Below are 21,096 nucleotides of genomic sequence, written 5' to 3'. Positions count from 1 at the left end.
TGCGGCAGCGGGTCGCCAGGGATGACCGAGCAGGTCACCATCCGGCCCGTGCCCACACCTCACCCTGTCGCACGACGCCGCAGCGCCTCCAGCCGGAAGAACTCGGCGTTGAGATACTCCGGCGTCACCCCGAGGGCGGCGTTGCGCTGCTGCTGCCGGGCGAAGCGGGCCGTCCAGATGGCGTCGGTCAGCGTTTTATCTACCCACGCAGACAGGCTGAGCCCGGCGGCCTCGGCCTGCGTCCGGGCATCCTGCAGCGTCGCCGCCCGGACCGACACGTTGAGGTTCGGCATGTCACGCATCATAGGACGGCCCGTCACATCGCCCCCGGCTGTCCTCGCCGTCGCGTGCGGTTGCGATCCCTCGTAGGGGCGATGAGGACCCGAAAATCAACGCGCAGGTGGGACGACGTGTCGTAGACCCGGCGGAGGGGCGGGACTGCAGCGAACCTCCGGTCGAACATCACGACGACGAAATCATGGCATAACGGTGCCATCCGATCAAGATGCGGAGGCATCGCGCGGCGGCTGCCCTCCCCTCCGGTCGGACTACCTCGCTGCCATCTCGGTGCCATCCAGCTCGGCATGCCGGGCAGCCGGGCGCCTTCGGCCGGGGACCGATGTCGTCACCATTGTCGCCGTCACGGCGTGTCCGACGGCTCTGACAGGTAGACAAGAGCGATGAGCACCCTCCGGCTGTGGGCCCCTGAGGCGAAGACGGTCAGCCTGGTCGTGGCGGGCTCCGCCGGCGACTCGACGCACGAGATGACCGCCGGGAAACGGGGGTGGTGGTGGGTCAACGTCCCGTCCGCGAAGCATGGCACGGACTACGCCTTCCTGCTCGACGGCGGCAGCGAGGAGCTGCCCGACCCCCGATCGGCCCGGCAGCCGGGGCCGCTGGGGGTTCACGGCCGGTCGCGGCTGGTTGACCACTCGGCCTTCCCCTGGACCGACGGGACGTGGCGGGGCATCGCGCTGGCCGGCAGCGTGCTCTACGAGCTGCACGTCGGGACGTTCACCCCGGAGGGCACCTTCGACGCGGCCATCGGCAAGCTCGACCATCTCGTCGAGCTCGGCATCGACGCCGTCGAACTGCTGCCGGTCAACGCCTTCCCGGGCCGGCACGGCTGGGGCTACGACGGCGTCGGTCTGTACGCGGTGCACGAACCCTACGGCGGCCCGGACGGGCTCAAGCGCTTGGTCGACGCCGCGCACGCTCGCGGCCTCGGCGTGATCATGGATGTCGTCTACAACCATCTCGGCCCGGACGGCAACTACCTCGGCCGCTTCGGCCCCTATTTCACCGACCGCTACAGCACTCCGTGGGGCCCCGCGGTCAACCTCGACGCCCCCGGCTCCGACGAGGTCCGCGCGTTCATCATCGACAGCGCCCTGTCCTGGCTGCGCGACTACCACTGCGACGGGCTACGTCTCGACGCCGTCCACGCCTTTCAGGACAGCCGGGCCCTGCACCTGCTGGAGGAGATCGCCGAGGCGGTCCACCGGCTCGGCGCCCAGCTGCGCCGCCCGCTGTTCGCCGTCGCCGAGTCGGACCTCAACGACCCGAAGCTGGTCGCCGCACCCGAGGCCGGCGGGTACGGCCTGGACGGGCAGTGGTGCGACGACATCCATCACGCGCTGTGGGCAACCCTGTCCGGCGAACGGCAGGGGTACTACGGGGACTTCGGTTCGATCTCGACCCTCGCCCACGCGCTGACCAGTGGGTTCGTCCACGACGGCGGCTACTCGACGTTCCGCGGGCGCTCCCACGGCCGGCCGATCCCCCCGACCACGCCCGCCTACCGGCTCGTCACCTTCCTGCAGAACCACGACCAGATCGGCAACCGGGCCGCCGGCGACCGGGCGTCCGCCACGCTCAGCGACGGCCTGCTCCGAATCGGTGCGGCCCTGCTGCTCACCTCGGCGGTCACCCCGATGCTGTTCATGGGCGAGGAGTGGGGTGCCCGCACCCCCTGGCAGTACTTCACCGACCACACCGCCCCCGGGCTGGGGGACGCGGTGCGGGAGGGCCGGCGCGCCGAGTTCGCCGCCCACGGCTGGGAGCCGCAGGACGTTCCCGATCCCCAGGACCCGGCGACCTTCCAGCAGTCGAAACTCGACTGGTCCGAACCGGGCCGGGAGGGTCACTCCGACCTGCTGGACTGGCACCGCCGGCTGATCGCGCTGCGTCGCCGGCTACCGGCGCTGACCGACCCGGCGTGGTCCTCGGTCGCGTGCACCTTCGACGAGGAGGCCCGCTGGCTGGTAGTCCGTCGCGGCGACGTGGCGATCGTCGTGAACCTGGCCGCCGAACGGCAGGCCGTCCCCCTCGACGGCGTCCCGTTCGACGCCCCGGCCGCATCCGCCCACGGGTTCACCTACATGCCGGGACGGGTGGAACTCGACGGCGAGTCGGTCGTGATCATCCGCCTGCTCCCCCCGGCCGAGCCGACCGCCGGCTGACCCGTCAGCGCACCGGCCGTCAGCGCACCGAGCGCACCAGCCGTCAGCGCACCGGCCGTCAGCGCCGGGTGTGGTCCCTGGACAGCACGAAATAGAGCCCGCCCAGCACCGCCAGCCCCACCAACAACACCATGACGAGCAGCACGACGTAGGTTCCCATGCACCCATGGTCGCAGGCCCCGGCACGACCGCCAGCGGGTCACCCACGCCCGGAACGGCGAACAGATACTCCGGCAGGTCCGGCGTCCGGACCGCCGGCTCCGACACCCCACTCGGGTGCGGCGGCCGCACGTTCGGGCCGCGCGCCCGGCCTGGTGCGTCAGCCGGGCAGCATCCCGGCGACGCGGCCCGCGGTGCCGTTCCCCGCCGCGGCGTCCCGGGCCAGCGCGCTCAGCCGGGACATGGCCCGCTGGTACTTCTTGCGGTGCGGCCCGGCGAGCAGCTCCGCTCCGAACAGCTCCCCGAAGGGCACGCCGGAGGCCACGACCGGGACCGACCGGTCGTAGAGCCGGTCGGCGAGGACCACGACCCGCAACGCCACCGCCTGATCCTCGACCGGCGCGACCCGGTGCAGGCAGACCAGGGTGACCCCGGCCACGAGCGCGCTGTACCGAGAGGGGTGCAGTCCGGCGAGGTGCTCGCACAGCGCGGCGAATCCGTCCTCGGTCGCCCCCTCCTCGGCAGCCGCCCGCGCGCCGACCTCGTCGTCGGCACACGGCGGGGGCGCGGCCGGAAGACCCCGGTGCCGGTAGTCCTCCCCGTCCACCCGGAGGATGTCGAACCTGGCCGCCAGACCCTGGATCTCACGGCGGAAGTCGGCGGCGGCGAACCGACCGGCACCGAGGTCCTCCGGCTGGGTGTTGCTCGTCGCGGCCAGGTGGACACCGGCCTCGACGAGCCGGGTCAGCAGGCTGGACACCAGCACCGTGTCGCCGGGATCGTCGAGCTCGAACTCGTCGATCGCGACCAGGCGCAGGCCCGCGAGAGCCTGCGCGGTCGCGGCGAATCCCAACGCGCCGACCAGGGAGGTCAGTTCGACGAACGTGCCGTACGCCTTCGGGCCGGGCACGGCGTGCCACAGCGAGGCGAGCAGGTGGGTCTTGCCGACACCGAAGCCGCCGTCGAGGTACACCCCCGGCCGCATTCCGGACGGACCGGCGCTCCCGGAACGGCGCGGGCCCGATCCGGACGGGCCCGGCGCCCCCGTCCCCCGGGTCAGGAGCCCGAACAGGCCGCCCTTCCCGGAACGGCCCGCATGCCCGGAACGGCTGGAACGATCTGAACGGCTGGACCGCCTAGAGGAGGCGGTCAACCGGTCGGCGAAGGCGGACAGCGCCATGACCGCGGCGGCCTGGCTCGGCTCGGCCGGATCGGGCAGGTAGCCGGCGAACCGGACCGCGTCGAACCGGGGCGGCGGGACAAGCGCCGCGACCAGGTCCCCGGGTGGCACAATCGGCCGGCGATCGACGAGACGCTGCGCCACCCGCCCAGCGTACGGAGACGCCCGTACCCGTCGCCCCGGCCGGCGGCCTCGCGACCGATGTCACAACGCATGGGTTCGCCGCCGACCTGGATTCGCCGCCGATCGGATGACCAGCACCGTCACCCGTTACAGTCGGCCCGGTGCGGCGCATCTTCCCGGTTCCACCCCCGTTCGCCGGTTCCGCGGGGGCCGCCGGGCTCGCGAGGAAGGCCGAGGAGGCCGAGGAGGCCGTCGAGGACATCGATCTCGACGAGGCGTACGCCTACCCCTCGTCCGCCGCGCACACCCCCTACATCCGGGCGAACTTCGTGGCCTCGGTCGATGGGGCCGCCGAGGTGGGCAGCCGCTCGGGCCCCCTGGGCGGGGAGGCCGACCTGCGGGTCTTCCGATTGCTGCGCTGGCTCAGCGACGTGGTGCTGGTCGGTGCCGGCACCGCCCGGACGGAGAACTACGGGCCGATGGTCATCCCGCCCGAACGGCGGGAGCGGCGCGTCGCCGCGGGGCTCGCGGCGGTGCCCCCGATCGCGGTCGTGACCGCGACGGCGGGCTTCGACCCGGGTGCCCGGCTGTTCAGCGGGGAGATCCGACCGGTGCTACTGACCTGCGAGACCGCACCCCTCGACCGGCGTCGGCGGCTGGCGGCGGTCGCCGACATCGCGATCTGCGGCGGCAGCGCCGTCGAACCCGACGTCGCCGTCCGGGCCCTGGCGGAACGGGGAATGACCCGCATCCTCACCGAGGGCGGTCCGCTGCTGCACTCCCAGCTCGCCGCGGCGGGTCTCCTCGACGAGCTGTGCCTGACGATCACCCCGGTACTGGCCGGGCCGGGCCGGCTCGGGATCATGAAAGGCGAGCCGTGGCCGGCACCGGCCGCGCTCACCCTGACCCAGATCCTCGCCGAGGACGACGTCCTGTTCCTGCGTTACCGGCGCTGAACCTGCGTTACCGGCGCTGAACGGCGTTACCGGCGCTGGCCCCCGGCACCGGCGTCATCCACAGGCGACCGGACCGGCACCTGCGTCATCCACAGTCGCGTCGCCGCGCGGGCGCGGGCGGGCGGGCCGCTGTTAGCGTCGCCACCGGTGAACCTGATCACGATCTGGGTGGTGTGCGCATGACGGTGCCCGAGGGACGTCGCGCGACGGTGGCCGTCGCCTTGGCCCAGGCCCGGCGTGCCCGGCTGGACGTGGCCGCCGCGCTGGAGCGGATCTCGGCGGTCGGCGCCGAGGCCTGGGAGGGTCGTCAGGCCGAGATCTGGCAGCGCCGGATGCGGCGGCTCGCGGCGGAGGCGGCCATGGCCCTCGATCGGTGCGTGCAGGCCTGCGAGACAGCGTTGCAGGTCCGCGGGACAGCGTTCGTTGCGGCAGGCCCCGGCGGGCCGGTGTCCCCCGTCCGATCGGCGGGCCCCGGCGGGCCGCGGAAGGTCGGCTGACGCGCATGCCCGGACCAAGCGACCGGGTGCTCGTCGACCCCGATCGGATGCGTGTGCTGGTGTCCAGCGTGACCGAGGCTGGGGAGCTGCTGCGCTCCTGGTCCCGTTCCCTCGTCGCGGCGTTGGCGGATGCCGGGCTGCCGCTCGACCCGGCGGAACGGCTCGGCGCGCTGGAGGACGAAGTCGAGGCCGAGGCCACCATGCTGCGGCGCCGGCTGCGCCTCGCCGAGGGCGTCGACGACGGGATCGGCATCACGGTCAGGCCGACGTCCGCCCCGATTCGGCAGCCGGTGCCCCGCGAGGCGCCGGGCATTCCCGGTACCTCCGAGGCGCTCCGCACCTTCGAGCGGGCCGTGGCCGCCGGACGGGCGTTGGCGCACTCGCTGCGGGGGGACGGGCCGGGCCGGCACGGATCAGGCCGGCACGGATCAGGCCGGCACGGATCAGGCCGGGGCGGAACGGGCAGAGGCGGAACGGGCAGAGGCGGATCAGGGCTGGGCAGAACGGGCGGAACGGGCGGAAACGACTCGGGCATGGTCACCCCGCGTGACGCGCTGACCGTGCTGCGGTCCCGGATGAACGATCCGGACTTCGTCCTGGGCTTTCACGACGCGCTGGGACCCGACGGGCTCGCGCGGCTGCTCTACCGGGTGGAGGGACTGTCGCGGGGGCCGATGGTCCACCGTCCACCCGAACCGCTCGGCTTCGACCGGCGGGAGGCGGAACGGATCCTCGGCGCCACCCTGGCCTCCTACAGCCACCGGCGAACTCTCGACGCCGCCTGGCTCGGCCGGTTCAACACCGCCGGGAGGACCGACACGGCCGAGACGGTCCTGCTGACCCCACTGCTCGCCTCGGCCCGCCTCGACGGCGCGCTGCTGGAGCGGCTGGGCCGGATGGCCTTCGGACCGGGTGACCGACCGGGTAACCGACCGGGTAGCGGGCCGGGTGACGCCGCGGCCGCCCCGTCGGCGCCGCACGACGTCGGCCTGCTCGCCCCCGCCGCAGCCGGGCTCACGAGCCGGGGCCGACCGACCGTCACCGACTACCAGGGGGTGCTGCTGGACGCCATCGCCGCGACCCCGGCGCTGGCCGCCCGGTTCGCGGCGGACCACATCGACACCATCCTGCGCGGCGCGGCCGTGCTCGCCCTTCCGCTGCCGGTGGATCTCGCGACGGCCCGATCCCTGGAAGATGCCTGGATCCGGCTGGTGGCCGCGGCGGGAAGCCAGGAGAGCCGCCGTGCCGATCCGCGGGCCTCGGCCTCGTTCGTCTCCCGGCTGGCCGGGGCCGTGCAGGCGACCGGTGATCGGCCGTTGCTCCTCCGGCTGCGGGCGGCCCTCGTCCCGGCGCTACGGACCTATCGGGACGAGCTCTACGACGCCGTCACCGCCGTGGTCCCCGGTCCCACGGTGGACCCGCAGGCCGGGGCCGCGGCGGAGCAGTCCGCCCTGGTCGAGCTGATCCCGATCGAGGCGTGGGAGTCGCTGCTGCGGGAGGGCCTGCGCGGCGGGGCGCTGGCCGGTCTGCTCGCCCAGGACGTCGCGACCTACGGTCTTCGTCTCGAGGACCAGATGGCCGCCTCGGCCCAGGGCTGGAGAACGGCCCCCGGCGGGTATCCGTCGAGCCCCCTGGCATTGGGCTACCTGCGGGTCGAGCGCGCGCAGGCGTTCTTCGCCGGCGCCCTCGCCGATGCGACCGAGGCGGTGCTGCGCGAGCACGCCGACGCGGTCGGCGCCTACCGCCGGCAGCAGGCGGTGCTGCTCGACGTGCTCGGGGAGGTGGGCAAGTCCATCGATCCGACGAACCCACCGGGCACCTTCGTCCATCTGGGCGTCGGGGTCACCGTGGAGGTGATCGAGGCCTGGATCCGGGCACGGCACAGCGACCTGCCGACCACCCGCCCCGCCCAGGTCGTCGCGGACCTGCGGGACGCCTCCCGGGTCCTGCCCGGCTGGGCAGCAGCCTACGAGACCAGCGCCCGCCGGCTCTGGGCCCGCCGGGATCGTGACCCGCTCCGGCCGATCGCGGTGACCCCCGCCGGCGGGCCGTGCCGCGTCTACACCGGCGATCCGAGGGCCGACGGGTTCATCACCTCGCCGGCGGAGAACTTCCTCGACGCCTCGGGGAATCCGCGTCCATCCGCGCGGATGACCCCGACCCAGCGGCGTGCCTATGCCGCCTGGCTCGCGAGCCCGGCGATGGTCGCGAACAACGACCGAATCTCGTTCCTCGACGGCCGGGCCGGCAGCCGCGGATCCTCCCTGCCACCGGACTGGGGACGGCGGCCGGGCTGACCCCGGTTCTCCCCGTCACCACCGGCTAGATGATCATCCCGGCGCCGAGAGTGGTCCCGGTCGACTCGTCGATGAGCAGCACGCTGCCGGTGTTCCGGTTGCGGCGGTACAGGTCGTAGCACAGCGGGGACGTCGTCCGCAGGGCGATCCGGCCGATGTCGTTCAGACCCAGTGTCTCGACGGTCTCGTCGCGGTGCAGGGTGTCGATGTCGACGCGGTAGCAGATGTCGGTGACCATCGCCCGTACCGAACGGGTGGTGTGCTTGATCCCGATCCGGGCCCGGCGGCGCAGCGGGGCGTCGACCATCCAGGAGACCATCAGGTTGAGGTCCTGGCCGACGGCCGGCTGGTTCATCGGCCGAGCAATCATGTCGCCCCGGGAGACGTCCAGATCGTCCTCGAGCCGGATGGTCACCGACATCGGCGGGAACGCCTCGTCGACCGGGCCATCGAACGTGTCGATGCCGGCGATCCGCGTGGTCAGCCCGGAGGGCAGGACGACGACCTCATCGCCGGGCTTGAGCACCCCGCCGGCAACCTGACCGGCGTACCCGCGGTAGTCGTGCAGGTCGTCGTTCCGCGGCCGGACCACCCACTGCACCGGGAAACGCACATCGATGAGGTTGCGGTCGGAGGCGATGTGGAGCTCCTCCAGGTGGTGCAGCAGCGAGCTGCCCTCGTACCAGGGAGTGCTTGGCGACCGGGAGACCACGTTGTCCCCGCCCAGCGCGGAGATCGGGATCGTCGTGACGTCGACGATCTCTAGTTTCGCCGCGAAGTGCCGGAACTCCTCCTTGATCTTCTCGAAGACGTCCCGATCGAAGTCGACGAGGTCCATCTTGTTCACGCAGAGCACCAGATGGGGCACGCGCAGCAGGGACGTCAGGAAGGCGTGCCGGCGGGTCTGCTCGACGACCCCCTTGCGCGCGTCGACGAGCAGCAGCGCGAGGTCGGCGGTGGACGCGCCGGTGACCATGTTGCGGGTGTACTGCACGTGCCCGGGGGTGTCGGCGAGGATGAACGACCGCCGGAGCGTGGCGAAGTAACGATACGCGACGTCGATCGTGATGCCCTGCTCCCGCTCGGCCCGCAGACCATCGGTGAGCAGCGCGAGGTCGACGTAGCTGTCGCCGCGCTCCCGGCTGGTGCGCTCGACCGCGGCGAGCTGGTCGGAGAACAGCGACTTCGTGTCGTAGAGGAGCCGCCCGATCAGGGTCGACTTCCCGTCGTCGACGGACCCCGCCGTCGCGACCCGCAGCAGCTCGGCCATCAGAAGTACCCCTCCCGCTTACGGTCCTCCATCGCCGCCTCACTGACCCGGTCGTCAGCCCGGGTCGCGCCGCGTTCGGTGAGCCGGGTGGCGGCCACCTCGGCGATGACCTCCTCGACGGTCGCCGCGGTTGACTCGACCGCTCCGGTGCAGGTGATGTCGCCCACCGTGCGATAGCGCACCTGCCGGGGCGCCGCCGTCTCACCGGCCAGGGGCCGGGTCAGCGGCGTGACCGCCAGCAGCATGCCGTCGCGCTCGAACACGTCCCGGCGATGCGCGTAGTAGATAGAGGGGATCTCCAGCCGCTCCTGGGCGATGTACCGCCAGATGTCGAGCTCGGTCCAGTTCGACAGCGGGAACACCCGGATGTGCTCACCGGGGCGGTGCCGGCCGTTGTAGAGCGACCACAGCTCGGGGCGCTGGTTCTTGGGGTCCCACTGGCCGAACTCGTCCCGGAAGGAGTAGACCCGTTCCTTGGCCCGCGCCTTCTCTTCGTCCCGGCGCGCGCCGCCGAACATCGCGTCGAACTTGTTGTCGGCGATGGCGTCGAGCAGCACCGGTGTCTGCAGCTGGTTACGCGAGGCCCCCGGACGGGTGTCTTCGGTCAGCACGCCCGCGTCGATGGCGGCCTGGACGGAACCGACCACCAGGCGGGCGGCGAGCTCCGCCGCCCGCTTGTCCCGAAACTCGAGGACCTCGTCGAAGTTGTGCCCGGTGTCGATGTGCAGCAGGGGGAAGGGCAGCTTCGCGGGCCAGAAGGCCTTCTGCGCGACCCGGAGCATGACGATCGAGTCCTTCCCGCCGCTGAACAGCAGGGCGGGACGCTCGAACTCCGCGGCCACCTCACGGAAGATGTGGATAGCCTCGGCCTCAAGCATCTGCAGCTGGGTGAGCTCGTAACCCATCACCGGCACGCGAAACCCCCCGTCGAGGCGATGTGTCCCACCAAAGTAGCGGACACGGCGGCCGTGCCGGCGGTTTCGGCGACATTACGCCCCTCACGGTGGACCCACAACCACGACCGACGTCATCCAGGACAACCATGGATCAACAATCGCTACCCTCCGCAACAACTCCGCAACCACTCCGAGAGCACTCCGCGAGCACGCGCCTCAACCGCCGGAGCCCCCCGCGGCGCCGATCGCCCGGAGAACCTCCGATGCCCAGCTCGCAGCACAGATGACCAGGTCGGGCAGCAGCGGGTCGGGCTGGTTGTACCGCAGCGGCGAGCCGTCCAGCCGGCTGGCGTGCAGCCCCGCCGACCGCGCGACCGCCACCGGGGCGGCGGAGTCCCACTCGTACTGGCCGCCGGCGTGCAGGTAGATCTCGGCCTCCCCACGGATGACGGCGGCGGCCTTCGCACCAGCCGAACCCATCGGGACGATGGTGGCGCCTAGTGCCTCCGCGACCTCCGTGACCAGCTGTGGGGCCCGGGTCCGGCTGACCACGATCCGTGGCGGACGCGCCTCGGCCGGCCGCGGCGGCAGCCCGCCCGCGCTGGACAGCGTCAACCCGAGCGCCGGCAGCGCCACCGCGCCCGAGACGAGCTCGCCGGCCTGCCAGAGCGCGACATGCACCGCCCAGTCCGACCTGCCGGGTTCGGCGAACTCGCGGGTGCCGTCCAGGGGGTCGACGATCCAGACCCGCTCCGCGGACAGCCGCGCGACGTCGTCGACGCCCTCCTCGGACAGCACAGCGTCCTGCGGGCGGTGCCGCGCCAACGCCCGGGCCAGGAGCTGATGCGAACGCGCGTCTCCGGCGTCACGCAGGGTCGCGGGTTCGGCGAACCCGACCTCCTCCCTGATCCGCAACAGCAGTTTGCCGGCGTCCGTGGCCAGCCGTCGGGCCAGGACGTCGTCGTCGAGTTCGTCGGTCGCGATGTCGACCGGCACGGTGGACGGCGGGCGGGTGTCATCGGTGTTCATTGGGACGGAGTCTGTCACCAGCTACCGTCGCAAGTGTGAGTACCACCTCCCATCCCGCCCCCGGTCCTGATCACCACCCCAAGTCCGGTGCCAACGGTGCCGCCAGTGTGACCGGCGGGTCCGGCGGGTCCGGTGTGACCGGCGGGTCCGGCGGGTCCGGTGTGACCGGTGGGTCCGGTGGGTCCGGTGTGACCGGCGGGTCCGGACCAACCCCCGTCCTGGCGACGCCGGCCCGGGTCGCGGAGCTGACGGCCGCGTCGGTCGCCTGGCCGTCGCTGACCCTGCGCCCGGCCCAGCTCGCCGAGCTGGAACTGCTGCTGCTCGGTGCCTTCGGGTCGGAACCTGGTTATCCCGAGGACCCCGAGATCAATGGCGTGCCGGTGCCGACCCTCATCGTCGGCGCGGCCGAGGCCGGCGCACTGACACCGAGCTCCACGGCGGCCCTGCGGGACACCGAGGGAGTGATGATCGCGGCGCTGCACCTCCGAACGACCATTCCCCTGCCGGACCAGCCGGGGGGTCCGGACGGGCCCCGGGTCCGGCTGGTCGGCACGGTCGAGGGCATCCGGCTGCCCCACCACCCCGATCATCCCGGCCTGCGGCTCACCCCGGCCCAGGTCCGGGCCGAACTGCTCGCCCGAGGCTGGATCAGCCTCGAGGCGGGTTCCGGCGCGTGCTGGGCGGTGTGGGCGGACGGCCTGCTCCACACGGCGGACGTGGGCCGGATCCGGGCGCTGACCCGGCAAGGCAAACGGTGCGTCGTCCTCGCCCCGGTGGGTGGCGCCGATCCCGCGGACGCTGGGCATCACCTGCGGGTCCGTTGCCTGCTCGCCGCCCTCAAGGCGGTCGACGCCCCGTTGCGGGCCGCCGAGGCGACGCTCTCCTCGGAGGCGCTCGCCGCCGACGCGATCAGTCCGCCGGGTATTGCCGGCCGGCGGTCGGAACCGCCGCCGGATCCCTACCGGCGGCCGAAAGCCGGCGAGGCGGGAACGCCGGAGCACCGCAGCCTGCTGGTCCTCGTTCCGGTCATCCCGTCGGAGGCGCTGGCCACCCCCCGCGAACCGGGCATGAGCGCGACGGTCCTGAAAACATCCGCGAAACCGAGCGGCGCGGCGGCGGGGGTACCGGGCCCGGCCACGGCCGTGACGCCCGCCCCCCCGGCACCCACGGACCTGGCGGACATTGCGTGGGCGGCGGCGGGCGCGGCCTGGACAGGCGTGGAGACGGCGGCGAGCTCCGCCGACGAACTGGCGAAACTCGCCGCCCAGCGGGCGCATCTGGCCAGCTTCTACGGCTTGACCGGCAGCCTCATCGGGCCGGCGATCGGCGCACCCGGGCGGATGGAACTGGCCTCGCTGCTCGACGCCGGCAACCCGATACCGGCCGAACTGACCCCGCCGGCGGTGGCCGCGGAGCTCTCCCGCGCCATCCCACCACGTTCGAAGCGGGGCCTGGCCGTGTTTCTCACCGGGCTGTCCGGCTCCGGGAAGTCGACGCTGGCCGGCCTGCTCGTCTGCCGACTACTGGAATACGGCGGACGCCGGCTCACTTTGCTCGACGGGGACGTCGTGCGGACCCAGCTGTCCCAGGGACTGGGATTCTCCCGCGCCGACCGCGACATCAACGTCCGACGGATCGGCTTCGTCGCGGCCCAGGTCGCGGGAGCCGGAGGCACCGCGGTGTGCGCGCCGATCGCGCCGTACGCCGACGTGCGCGCCCAGGTCCGGGGGATGGTCCGGGCCGCAGGCGGCGGATTCGTGCTGGTACACGTGTCCACACCGCTGGAGGTGTGCGAGGCGCGGGACCGTAAGGGGCTCTATGCCAAGGCGCGCGCAGGCGTCCTGCCCGCCTTCACCGGCGTGTCCGATCCGTACGAGACGCCGACCGACGCCGACGTCACGGTGAACACCGCGGAGCTCTCCGCCGAGGACGCCGTGGACCGGATCATCGACCACCTACGCCACGCTGGCTGGCTAGCTGGCCATGCGGGCCCCTAATACGCCCCCTCGCGGCGCAGCACGGCGAACACGGTACGCCAGAGGATGACGAAGTCCATCGCCAGTGACCAGTTCTCGACGTAGCGTAGGTCGAGACGGACCGACTCGTCCCATTCGAGGTCCGACCGGCCGCTGATCTGCCACAGGCCGGTCAGCCCCGGCTTCACCATCAGCCGGCGGTGCACGTCGTCCTCGTAGCGGGCGACCTCCGACGGCAGCGGCGGGCGCGGCCCCACCAGCGACATCGTGCCGCCCAGCACGTTGAACAACTGCGGCAGCTCGTCGAGCGACCACTTGCGCAGGAACTTCCCGACCTTGGTGATCCGCGGGTCGTCACGCATCTTGAACAGCAGCCCCTCGGCCCGTTCGTTGCGGGACTCCAGCTCCGCCTTGCGCGCCTCCGCGTCGACGTACATCGACCGGAACTTGTACATGGTGAAGTGCTCACCACCCCGCCCCACCCGGGTCTGCTTGAACAACGCCGGGCCGCGGCTGGTCAGTCGCACCGCGAGCCCGAGACCGAGCAGCAGCGGGGAGAACAGCAGAATGATCGTTCCGGCCACGCACCGGTCGAAGACCATCTTCATCACCCGACGGGTACCGGTGAGCTCCGGCTCCTCGATGTGCAGCAGCGGCAGCCCGGCCACCGGACGGATCGAGATCCGCGGCCCGGTCACGTCGGTCAGCGCCGAGGAGACCAGCACGTCGACGTCGCTGCCCTCCAGCGTCCACAGCACCCGGCGCAGCGTCTCGCCGTCCATCTGCGGACTGATCGCGACCGTGGTGGCGTGCGTGGCCGTGATGGCAGTGTGCAGGGTCTCCGAGGTGCCGACGATCGGCACCCCGAGCAGGTCGAACCCACTGCGTTCCGGCCGGTCGTGACTGTGCCGGCCGGGCGAGCGGTCAAGCACGACACCGACGACCGCCCAGCCCGACGTCGGATCGCGCTGGGCCAGCCGGACCAGGGTGGCAGCCGACTCCCCGGCCCCGACCACGAGCACCCGGTGCAGGCAACGACCGGCCCGGCGCATGCGGTGCAGGAGGCCGCGGCCGACGACCCGACCCACCATGGAGAACAGGGTCGCGGCCGGGAAGGCGATCAGCACGTAACTACGGGCGATCTCCGCCTTTGTCGCATACGAGGCGATGGCCACCGCCGCGGTGAACCGGGCCGCCGTGTTGACCACCCGCCGGAACTCTTCCGACCCGCCGCCGAGGAACCGGCTCTCGTAGGCCCGGTTCAGGGACATCGCCAGCACCCAGGCGAGCGGCAGCAGAACCGTCATGAGGATGTATGGCTTGGAGGACACCGGCTGGGTACCGAAGTCGACCAGGTCGCCGAATCGCACGAAATACGCGAGCCCCGCTGCCACCACGCAGGCGGCCGCGTCGAACAGGACGAGCAGCCGGACGTAACGCCGTTCCCAGGTCACCTGAGCGCGGTAGCCGCCCGTCTCGACGGCGGCTGGGCTCACCCGCCCCGCGCTGTGCCGCCCGCCGGGCCCGGTGGCCGTGCGGCTCGGCGGTGCGCCGACGGGACGACCGGCCGTCCCCGCCGGCGCGCCCGGCGGGGACGGCATCCCCTGCCCGCCGCGGGCGCGCGGAACGAAGTTCGACCCAGCGGTCGCGCGCGTGTCGCCGGGCACCGTCTCCGTCACTCGTGGTCCCCCCCAGCACCGCGACGGCGCGCGTCAACGACACCGACCGGACCCGGCCGAACGGACTGGCCCAGTGGCGCCGGCACGTGCCCGAGCCCGAGCCAGGATCCGAACGGGCCCGGAGGTGTCATCGTCCTCCCCGTTCGGCGGCCCGCGGCACCCCTCGCTCAGACAGCCACGAATTCATCCCTCGGTGGTGCATCGACCGGACCTCCAGCGATCTTCCCCCGCCACTGACTGTGGGCCACCCCGAACGATGAGCCGAACGCGCGCATCATCCAGGTTCCACTGGGGTGTGTCGGCACACCGGAGCGAACTGGAATACCGGACGCCGACACGGGTGGCGCTCCGTGGTCACGGGGGCAACGTTACCGGCTACGCCGAGATGATCTACCAGCGGCCCGGCCCGGCGATGGCAGCGTGACGCCCCGACCGCCGACCGTGGCGATGGCGTGATCCATGCGTTTATGGCAACTCACAGTAACAGAGATGCGGTCGTCGACCAGCGACCGCCATGACGAACCTTCCGAGTCGACGAACCTTCCGAGTCCGCCCGCCGACGCGGGCATGACAGGCACCATCGACCCACGGACGCCTGACGCCTACGCTGCGCACACAAACAGCGGCGATAATGCTACTCTGCGTTATGGATCGCGGGTCTCGGCTCGGGATCCGTCGGCTGCCCGCCCCCGCGGGCGCCGGGAGGGGTGGGGCTGTGCGATCCTGCGCGCCCCGTGCGACGTCGCCGACGTGATATCGCCGGGGTGACATCGCCGGGGTGATGTCACGTCGGGATTGATGTCACCTGGAGTGATGCCGCCCGGGTGAGGCCGGTGAGCACAGTCACGGGACGGTCGGCGCCTGCCGGACGGGTGGGGGCGCCCAGGCAGGCGCCGGCTGCCGTCCCGGTCCTCCGCCGGCACCGGTCCTCCGCCGGCACCGGTCCTCCGCCGGTCTACCCGGCAGCCACCCGCCTCAGGGCAGGGCGGTGACGACGTCCGCCAGCGGCTTGCGGGCACCGGTGTAGAACGGCGTCTCCAGCCTGGTGTGCCGTCGCGCCGCGCTGGCCCGAAGGTGTCGGATGCAGTCGACGATCCGGTGCAGCTCATCCGCCTCGAAGGCGAGCAGCCACTCATAGTCGCCCAGTCCAAACGAAGCCACCGTGTTGGCCCGGACGTCCTCGTACTCCCGGCCCATGATCCCGTGCTCGGCGAGCATCCCGCGCCGTTCATAGTCCGGCAGCAGGTACCACTCCAGCGAGCGGTTGAACGGGTAGACGCAGAGATAACCGCGGGGGTCCTCCCGCCGGACGAAGGCGGGGATGTGGTTCTGGTTGAACTCCGCCGGCCGGTGCAGGCCGACCGCCGACCACACCGGACGCAGGTGCCCGCCCAGGGCCGTCCGCCGGAACCGCTGGTAGGTCTCCTGCAGCAGGTCCGGGTCCGGGCTCGTCCACCAGACCATCAGGTCCGCGTCGGCCCGGTAGCCCGAGATCTCGTAGACACCGCGGGTGTAGACGTCCTTGGCCAGCGCCCCGTCGAGCAAGGCGGTCGCCTCGTCGATCAGCGGGGTCCGCTCGGCGGGCAGCGGACGGTCGGCCGCGAAGACCGACCATCCCGTGTAGAGCAGCTCCGCGTTGAGTTCGCGGGCCGATTTCGTGGACTCCGACATTCCCATCCTCCTTCACCGGCGGCCGGACGCGGTCCGGGCCGGTGCACGTAATCAGATTCCCGGGCCCACCGGATCGGCCGGACTGCCTTGCGCCGTCCGGGTAGCCCTCAGCACCGCGTGCGCGGCGGTCTCCCCCGACCGGATACAGGCCGGGATGCCTACACCGTCGTATCCCGCGCCGGCCAGGACGATCCCCGTTGGAAGCCCCCGGCGCACCGCGGCGATCCGGTTGAGATGACCCGGCAGGTACTGCGGGAGTGCCCCGCCCCAGCGACTCACCCGGGTCGCGACCGGCCGACCGGACAGACCGGTGATCTGCGCGATCTCCGCCGCCGCCACCCCGGCGAGCTCCACGTCCCCACGCTGCAGGTCCTGTTCGGCACCGGCGCGGCCGATGCTCGCCCGCACCACCGTGAGCCGGTCGGAGCCCAGGTGCGGCCACTTGGCGGACAGGAAGGTGGCCGCCTTCACCGCGGTGCCCGCCCGGGCGGGCACGAGGAATCCGCTGCCGGGTGGCGGCGCGGCATCCCGGTAGACCAGCGTCACCAGGCCGACCGAGGCGTAGGGCACGCCGGCAAGCGGGGCGGAGGCATGCGGGGCCAGCGGCGCCAGCAGGGCGCGGGCCACCCCGGCGGGCACCGCGAGGATCACGGCGTCGGCCTGGAACGGCCCAAGGGCGTCCGCGCCGCCCACCCGGTCACAGTTGACCTGCCAGCCGCCCGCGGTCTTCGCGATCGAGCGGACGAGCACCCCGGTGTGCACGGTGGCGCCGGACTGCGCCGCCACCCGCGCCGCGAAGGAGCCCAGGCCCCCCCGAAGCGTGGCGAACAGCGGTGCCGTCGAGGTCGTCGTCGCGGGTCCGGTACGGGCCCGCACCCGGTGCGCGCCGAGGAGCAGCGAGCGGTCCTCGGCGAAGATGGGGACGAGCTGGGGCACGGTAGCCCGCAGCGACAGCGCGTCGGCCCGGCCCGCATACACCCCCCCGAGCAGCGGATCCACCAGCAGGTCGACGACTTCGCGCCCGACCCGCGTGCCGACGTAGCGGCCGACGGTCGGATCGTCGGCGAAACGCGTCCGCGGCAGCACCAGGTCGGCGGCGGCCCGCACCAGCCCCCACGGGGACAGCACCCGCGAGCGGACCAGGCCGAGGACGTCGGTCGGCACTCCGAGCAGAGTGTTCGGGGGGATGGGACGCAGCCGGCCGCGGATCCACAGTGACGCCGACGTCGTGGCCGGATGCACGATGTCGTGCCCGAGCCCGATCTGCCGGGCCAGACGGAGTCCGTCGGGAACCCGGGCGAGGAAGGACTCCGCGCCCTCTTCGACGTCCAGACCCTCGATCGGGGTGGTACGCAGCTTGCCACCGACCCGGTCCGCCGCATCGAGGACGGTCACTTCGGCGTGCCCGGCCAGGGCGCGGGCGGCCGAGAGCCCGGCGATACCCCCACCGACGATCACAACCCGCACGTTCCTGCCGCCCTTCACGTTGAGTGGTGCCGCCCGCCAGTTTTCACCATCGAGCCGGTTCCAGTGAACCGGTCCGATGAGGGCGGATCACCTGCCGTGGACTCACCTGCCGTGGACGAGGTCAACGACGTGTGCGAGCACGCCCGGATCGGTCTGCGGCAGCACCCCGTGGCCGAGGTTGAACACGTGCCCCTCCGCCTCGGCCCCGCGGGCGCAGACGTCACGCACCTTGGCGGCGAGCACCGCTTCGGGGGCGAAGACCGCGGTCGGGTCGAGGTTTCCCTGCACGGCGTGACCGGGCCCGATCCGCCGGGCGGCCTCGTCGAGAGGGACCCGCCAGTCGACCCCGACGACGTCCGCACCCGCCTGGCCCATCGCGGCGAGCAGCTCACCGGTGTTCACACCAAAGTGGATGCGCGGCACCTCACCGGCGAAGGCGGCCAGCACCCGAGCGCTGTGCGGCGCGACGTAGCGACGGTAGTCCGCCTCGTCCAGCGCCCCGGCCCAGGAGTCGAACAGCTGCAGCGCGTCGACACCGGCATCCACCTGGACCCGCAGGAAGGCGGTGGTAATGTCGGCGAGCCGGGCCAGCAGGTCGTGCCAGAGCTTCGGTTCGCTGTACATCAACGCCTTGGTGCGGGCGTGGTCGCGACTCGGCCCGCCCTCGATGAGGTAACTCGCGAGGGTGAACGGCGCCCCGGCGAACCCGATCAGCGGGGTTGAACCCAGCTCGGCCAGCAGTAGCCGGACCGCGTCGGCCACGTAGGGAACGTCGTCCGGCTCCAGTGCGCGCAACGCGGCGAGCCCGACGGCGTCCCGCACGGGCTCGGCCACCACCGGTCCGATCCCGGCGACGATGTCGATGTCGAGGCCGATCGCGACCAGGGGCACCACGATGTCGGAGAAGAAGATCGCCGCGTCCGGCCGGAACCGGCGTACCGGCTGGAGCGTGATCTCAGTGATCATCTCGGCCTCCCGGCAGGAGTCGAGCATGGCGACTCCCGCGCGCAGGGCCCGGTACTCGGGCAGGACCCGCCCGGCCTGACGCATGAACCACACCGGCGTGGTCCCGGGGGGCTCCCGTCGACAGGCCCGCAGGAAGGGCGCGGTGTCGGCCAGGCCGAGCCGCCGGGCGAGCGCGGCACCGGTCGGCGGGGGCGAGACGCCGCCCGGCCCGGATCCGGGTCCCGCGTCGACGTGGAGGACAGGCATGGGTCGATCGTTGCACGCCCGTGAGATGTGTGGGAGTACGGCCATAGCGGGATGGGCCACCGCACGGGCCTGACGGCTCCCGGCGGCGAGGACCGGGGAGTACCAACCGGAACGTTGCACATCCGCTATCTTCTACTCTGGGTAGAAGAACTTCCAGGTCCGGCCGGTGCCGGGCGCTCCCGTCCGTCGAGGCCGCGCCGGCGGACGGGGACGAACGATCGGACGTGACGAATCCCGCGGTCGCCGTGGCATGCCACGGCGCGTCCCGGGTCCCGGCACTCCAGGGCACCCGGACAGTGGAACACCTCGGTGTCATCCGCTACGACGCCATCCCCTACGACGCCATCTGCTACGACGAGGAGTCACCGATGACCGGTCGTGCCCCGAGCGGCGCCTCCCAGCCCCTTGCCCTGGCCCGCATCGTCTCGCTCGCCGAGGCGTCGTCCTTCCTCTTGCTGCTCGTCGCGACCGCGATCAAATACGGTGCCGACTACCCGATCGGCGTGCGGATCCTCGGCCCGGTCCATGGCGTGCTCTTCCTCATCTATTGCGCCCTCATCGGCTACCTCTCGGTGGTCGGGCGCTGGCGCCGTAAGCGGACCGTGCTCGCGCTGATCGCCGCGGTGCTGCCCGTCGCCCCGTTCTTCGTCGAGCGGCACTGGCTGCGCGGCGACGCCGCCCGGCTGGGCGACGCAGAGCCGGCACGTCCCACCTCGAAGCCGGCCGGCCAGGCGGGCTGAGCCGAGGCCCGGCCCCACCGGCCCACAGACCGGGCGATCCGCCCCGCACCGCCCCGAGACGGGCTCACGCGACACGCCGGAGAGAATGCACGGACATCCGCCCGTCCCGTGGCACCGTCAGTCCGGTCGGAATTGGGGTAGAGGGTGCGCGTCATCCCGCGTTCCCCCTCCCGCCGGCCGTGGCGAGTGGCGCGCGATCCGTGGTTATGCGCCCACCACGATCCAACGGGACGCATCACGGGCAGACGTGCGCGGGGAGTGGTGGTCGAGTGGAACGGGTCCGGATGAGCGCCGAGGATCACATCGTTCTCGTCTGCATCGCATGCGGCGACGAGCGCATCTTCGAACAACCCCCGTGCTCCGACGGGCACGGTGACGACTGCCCGGAGTGGGCCTGCACCTCCTGTGGCGCCGCGGTGCTGGTCGGGCCGGCCCCCGCGGAGCGGCCGACGGCCCGGCCGAGGCCCGCGCGCGAGACCCCCGCAGTCCGGGATCTCCGCGGCCGCGATCGTGCCGCCGCGCGGATCCCGGCGTGAGCCTGCACAGTTCCGCCCCTCAGCCGGGGTACTCCGGACACCGGCTCACCGGTTCCCGCCCGCACGCAACGGGACCGAAACCGTACGCTCCGACGTCCGGCCAGCATGATCAAGACCGACGTCCTACCGTTGCCGTCATGGGGGTCGCGCAGTCATCCGAGGCGAGCCCTCCGATCTTCCTCGCGGTCACCAACGCCCTGCGCGCGGGGATCGCGCGGCTGCGCCCGGAGGTGGCGGTGCACGAGGTGGCGGCGCCCACCCGGGTCGCGCCGTTCTCCTTCGCTCTGGCCGGTGGGCTGACCGGGGACGAGGCCGACACCGCGGCCGGCCGGCTCATCCTGCTCATGGATCCTCAGGGACAGCCGGCCTGGCAGGGCACGGCCCGCATCGTCTGCTACGCCCGCGCGAGCATCGACCGGGAGATCGCCGGCGATCCCCTGCTTGCCGAGGTCGCCTGGTCGTGGCTGCGGGAATCGTTGGAGGCGCACGGCGCGGGCGTGCGCGCCCTGGGCGGCACGGTCACGGCCACCGCGTCACAACGCTTCGGCGTGCTCGCGGCCGACGGGGACAGCTTCGCCGTGGAGCTGCGCTGCTCCTGGTCACCCGACTGGGCGGAGACCACCCTCGCATCCGACCTCGGCCCCGCAGGGCCGGGCGCGCAGGGCCAGCCGCCCTGGAGCGCCTCGGCGACGGCCGCCCACCTGCTCGCGTTCGGCGACCTGCTCGCGGCCATGGCCGGCCTTCCCCCACAACTGTCCGGAGTCATCGCACTACCAACCCGCCGGGGTTGACCGCGTCACACCGGCCCGCCGGACGGACAGCACCGCACCACCCACCGCGCGCCGCGGCCGATCCTCCACCGCGCGCACCTCCCATTACCGAGTCGTTACAAAGCGTATAAATAACGCGATTCGCTGTAGGACACGGCTACCTCTGCCAGGATTCA

Annotated in this window: 17 protein-coding genes; 8 read left to right on the top strand and 9 right to left on the bottom strand. The window is 72.5% G+C overall.

Features of this window, described 5'->3' with window-relative positions:
* Positions 1 to 59 precede the first annotated feature (59 nt).
* The gene (locus AC08OV_RS01710) at positions 60 to 293 is read right to left on the bottom strand and encodes a hypothetical protein (RefSeq protein ID WP_476595174.1); all 234 of its coding nucleotides are present in this window, start codon (positions 291 to 293) and stop codon (positions 60 to 62) included.
* A 387-nt stretch (positions 294 to 680) separates the two neighbouring features.
* On the opposite strand from AC08OV_RS01710, the gene treZ reads away from it, so the two are divergent.
* Positions 681 to 2,462 carry a malto-oligosyltrehalose trehalohydrolase gene (gene treZ, locus AC08OV_RS01705; RefSeq protein WP_476613887.1) on the top strand — a complete coding sequence of 594 codons (1,782 nt, stop codon included), beginning with the start codon at positions 681 to 683 and terminating at the stop codon, positions 2,460 to 2,462.
* Positions 2,463 to 2,781: 319 nt separating this feature from the next.
* On the opposite strand, the gene zapE is transcribed toward treZ, so the two are convergent.
* A complete protein-coding gene (gene zapE, locus AC08OV_RS01700; protein WP_476613888.1) occupies positions 2,782 to 3,945 on the bottom strand; it encodes a cell division protein ZapE in 1,164 nt (387 codons plus the stop codon).
* A gap of 140 nt (positions 3,946 to 4,085) precedes the next feature.
* On the opposite strand from zapE, the gene AC08OV_RS01695 reads away from it, so the two are divergent.
* The 3 genes from AC08OV_RS01695 to AC08OV_RS01685 all read left to right on the top strand — a co-directional run bounded on the left by AC08OV_RS01695 (position 4,086) and on the right by AC08OV_RS01685 (position 7,674).
* The gene (locus AC08OV_RS01695; protein WP_476613889.1) at positions 4,086 to 4,880 is read left to right on the top strand and encodes a pyrimidine reductase family protein; all 795 of its coding nucleotides are present in this window, start codon (positions 4,086 to 4,088) and stop codon (positions 4,878 to 4,880) included.
* A 179-nt stretch (positions 4,881 to 5,059) separates the two neighbouring features.
* Positions 5,060 to 5,377 carry a hypothetical protein gene (locus tag AC08OV_RS01690; protein ID WP_476613890.1) on the top strand — a complete coding sequence of 106 codons (318 nt, stop codon included), beginning with the start codon at positions 5,060 to 5,062 and terminating at the stop codon, positions 5,375 to 5,377.
* A 5-nt stretch (positions 5,378 to 5,382) separates the two neighbouring features.
* On the top strand, positions 5,383 to 7,674 hold the full coding sequence (locus AC08OV_RS01685) for a hypothetical protein (RefSeq protein WP_476613891.1): 2,292 nt from the start codon (positions 5,383 to 5,385) through the stop codon (positions 7,672 to 7,674).
* A 25-nt stretch (positions 7,675 to 7,699) separates the two neighbouring features.
* Here the strand turns inward: AC08OV_RS01685 and AC08OV_RS01680 are convergent, their stop codons facing one another.
* From AC08OV_RS01680 to AC08OV_RS01670, 3 genes are all read right to left on the bottom strand, one after another.
* Positions 7,700 to 8,944, bottom strand: a complete 1,245-nt coding sequence (locus tag AC08OV_RS01680) for a sulfate adenylyltransferase subunit 1 (RefSeq protein ID WP_476613892.1) — start codon at positions 8,942 to 8,944, stop codon at positions 7,700 to 7,702.
* Positions 8,944 to 9,858 (bottom strand): sulfate adenylyltransferase subunit CysD, encoded by a 915-nt coding sequence (gene cysD / locus AC08OV_RS01675; RefSeq protein WP_476613893.1) that lies wholly within the window; start codon positions 9,856 to 9,858, stop codon positions 8,944 to 8,946. The genes AC08OV_RS01680 and cysD overlap by 1 nt, the downstream gene beginning before the upstream one ends.
* 198 nt (positions 9,859 to 10,056) lie before the next feature.
* Complete coding sequence (locus AC08OV_RS01670) at positions 10,057 to 10,869, bottom strand: 3'(2'),5'-bisphosphate nucleotidase CysQ (protein ID WP_476613894.1); 813 nt, start codon at positions 10,867 to 10,869, stop codon at positions 10,057 to 10,059.
* A gap of 161 nt (positions 10,870 to 11,030) precedes the next feature.
* On the opposite strand from AC08OV_RS01670, the gene cysC reads away from it, so the two are divergent.
* Positions 11,031 to 12,866 (top strand): adenylyl-sulfate kinase, encoded by a 1,836-nt coding sequence (cysC, locus tag AC08OV_RS01665; RefSeq protein ID WP_476619170.1) that lies wholly within the window; start codon positions 11,031 to 11,033, stop codon positions 12,864 to 12,866.
* On the opposite strand, the gene AC08OV_RS01660 is transcribed toward cysC, so the two are convergent.
* The 4 genes from AC08OV_RS01660 to hemE all read right to left on the bottom strand — a co-directional run bounded on the left by AC08OV_RS01660 (position 12,863) and on the right by hemE (position 18,874).
* On the bottom strand, positions 12,863 to 14,524 hold the full coding sequence (locus tag AC08OV_RS01660) for a sugar transferase (protein WP_476613845.1): 1,662 nt from the start codon (positions 14,522 to 14,524) through the stop codon (positions 12,863 to 12,865). The genes cysC and AC08OV_RS01660 overlap by 4 nt on opposite strands.
* A gap of 975 nt (positions 14,525 to 15,499) precedes the next feature.
* The gene (hemQ, locus tag AC08OV_RS01655) at positions 15,500 to 16,195 is read right to left on the bottom strand and encodes a hydrogen peroxide-dependent heme synthase (RefSeq protein ID WP_011435779.1); all 696 of its coding nucleotides are present in this window, start codon (positions 16,193 to 16,195) and stop codon (positions 15,500 to 15,502) included.
* A gap of 51 nt (positions 16,196 to 16,246) precedes the next feature.
* Complete coding sequence (gene hemG, locus AC08OV_RS01650) at positions 16,247 to 17,662, bottom strand: protoporphyrinogen oxidase (RefSeq protein ID WP_476613847.1); 1,416 nt, start codon at positions 17,660 to 17,662, stop codon at positions 16,247 to 16,249.
* Positions 17,663 to 17,764: 102 nt separating this feature from the next.
* Positions 17,765 to 18,874, bottom strand: coding sequence for a uroporphyrinogen decarboxylase (gene hemE, locus AC08OV_RS01645; RefSeq protein WP_476613844.1), 1,110 nt, complete (start codon positions 18,872 to 18,874; stop codon positions 17,765 to 17,767).
* Between the two features lie 224 nt (positions 18,875 to 19,098).
* Here hemE and AC08OV_RS01640 point away from each other — a divergent pair, with 224 nt between their 5' ends.
* The 3 genes from AC08OV_RS01640 (at position 19,099) to AC08OV_RS01630 (ending at position 20,941) form a co-directional block, all read left to right on the top strand.
* Complete coding sequence (locus tag AC08OV_RS01640; RefSeq protein WP_476613843.1) at positions 19,099 to 19,614, top strand: DUF3817 domain-containing protein; 516 nt, start codon at positions 19,099 to 19,101, stop codon at positions 19,612 to 19,614.
* A 284-nt stretch (positions 19,615 to 19,898) separates the two neighbouring features.
* Complete coding sequence (locus AC08OV_RS01635; protein ID WP_476613842.1) at positions 19,899 to 20,150, top strand: hypothetical protein; 252 nt, start codon at positions 19,899 to 19,901, stop codon at positions 20,148 to 20,150.
* A gap of 137 nt (positions 20,151 to 20,287) precedes the next feature.
* A complete protein-coding gene (locus AC08OV_RS01630; RefSeq protein WP_476613841.1) occupies positions 20,288 to 20,941 on the top strand; it encodes a DUF3000 domain-containing protein in 654 nt (217 codons plus the stop codon).
* Positions 20,942 to 21,096: the final 155 nt, after the last annotated feature.

This window comes from Frankia sp. CeTa3Moorea (assembly GCF_978021225.1).
Note: the sequence above shows the minus strand (reverse complement) of the source record. Positions and strands in the feature narration are given on the sequence as shown.

What these genes read in the sequence shown, in the direction of transcription:
- AC08OV_RS01630 (WP_476613841.1), top strand. Translation starts at nt 20,288, where the DNA reads ATGGGGGTCGCGCAGTCATCCGAGGCGAGCCCTCCGATCTTCCTCGCG.
- AC08OV_RS01710 (WP_476595174.1), bottom strand. Translation starts at nt 293, where the DNA reads ATGCCGAACCTCAACGTGTCGGTCCGGGCGGCGACGCTGCAGGATGCC.
- AC08OV_RS01690 (WP_476613890.1), top strand. Translation starts at nt 5,060, where the DNA reads ATGACGGTGCCCGAGGGACGTCGCGCGACGGTGGCCGTCGCCTTGGCC.
- hemQ (WP_011435779.1), bottom strand. Translation starts at nt 16,195, where the DNA reads ATGTCGGAGTCCACGAAATCGGCCCGCGAACTCAACGCGGAGCTGCTC.
- AC08OV_RS01685 (WP_476613891.1), top strand. Translation starts at nt 5,383, where the DNA reads ATGCCCGGACCAAGCGACCGGGTGCTCGTCGACCCCGATCGGATGCGT.
- AC08OV_RS01680 (WP_476613892.1), bottom strand. Translation starts at nt 8,944, where the DNA reads ATGGCCGAGCTGCTGCGGGTCGCGACGGCGGGGTCCGTCGACGACGGG.
- AC08OV_RS01670 (WP_476613894.1), bottom strand. Translation starts at nt 10,869, where the DNA reads ATGAACACCGATGACACCCGCCCGCCGTCCACCGTGCCGGTCGACATC.
- AC08OV_RS01635 (WP_476613842.1), top strand. Translation starts at nt 19,899, where the DNA reads ATGAGCGCCGAGGATCACATCGTTCTCGTCTGCATCGCATGCGGCGAC.
- hemE (WP_476613844.1), bottom strand. Translation starts at nt 18,874, where the DNA reads ATGCCTGTCCTCCACGTCGACGCGGGACCCGGATCCGGGCCGGGCGGC.
- treZ (WP_476613887.1), top strand. Translation starts at nt 681, where the DNA reads ATGAGCACCCTCCGGCTGTGGGCCCCTGAGGCGAAGACGGTCAGCCTG.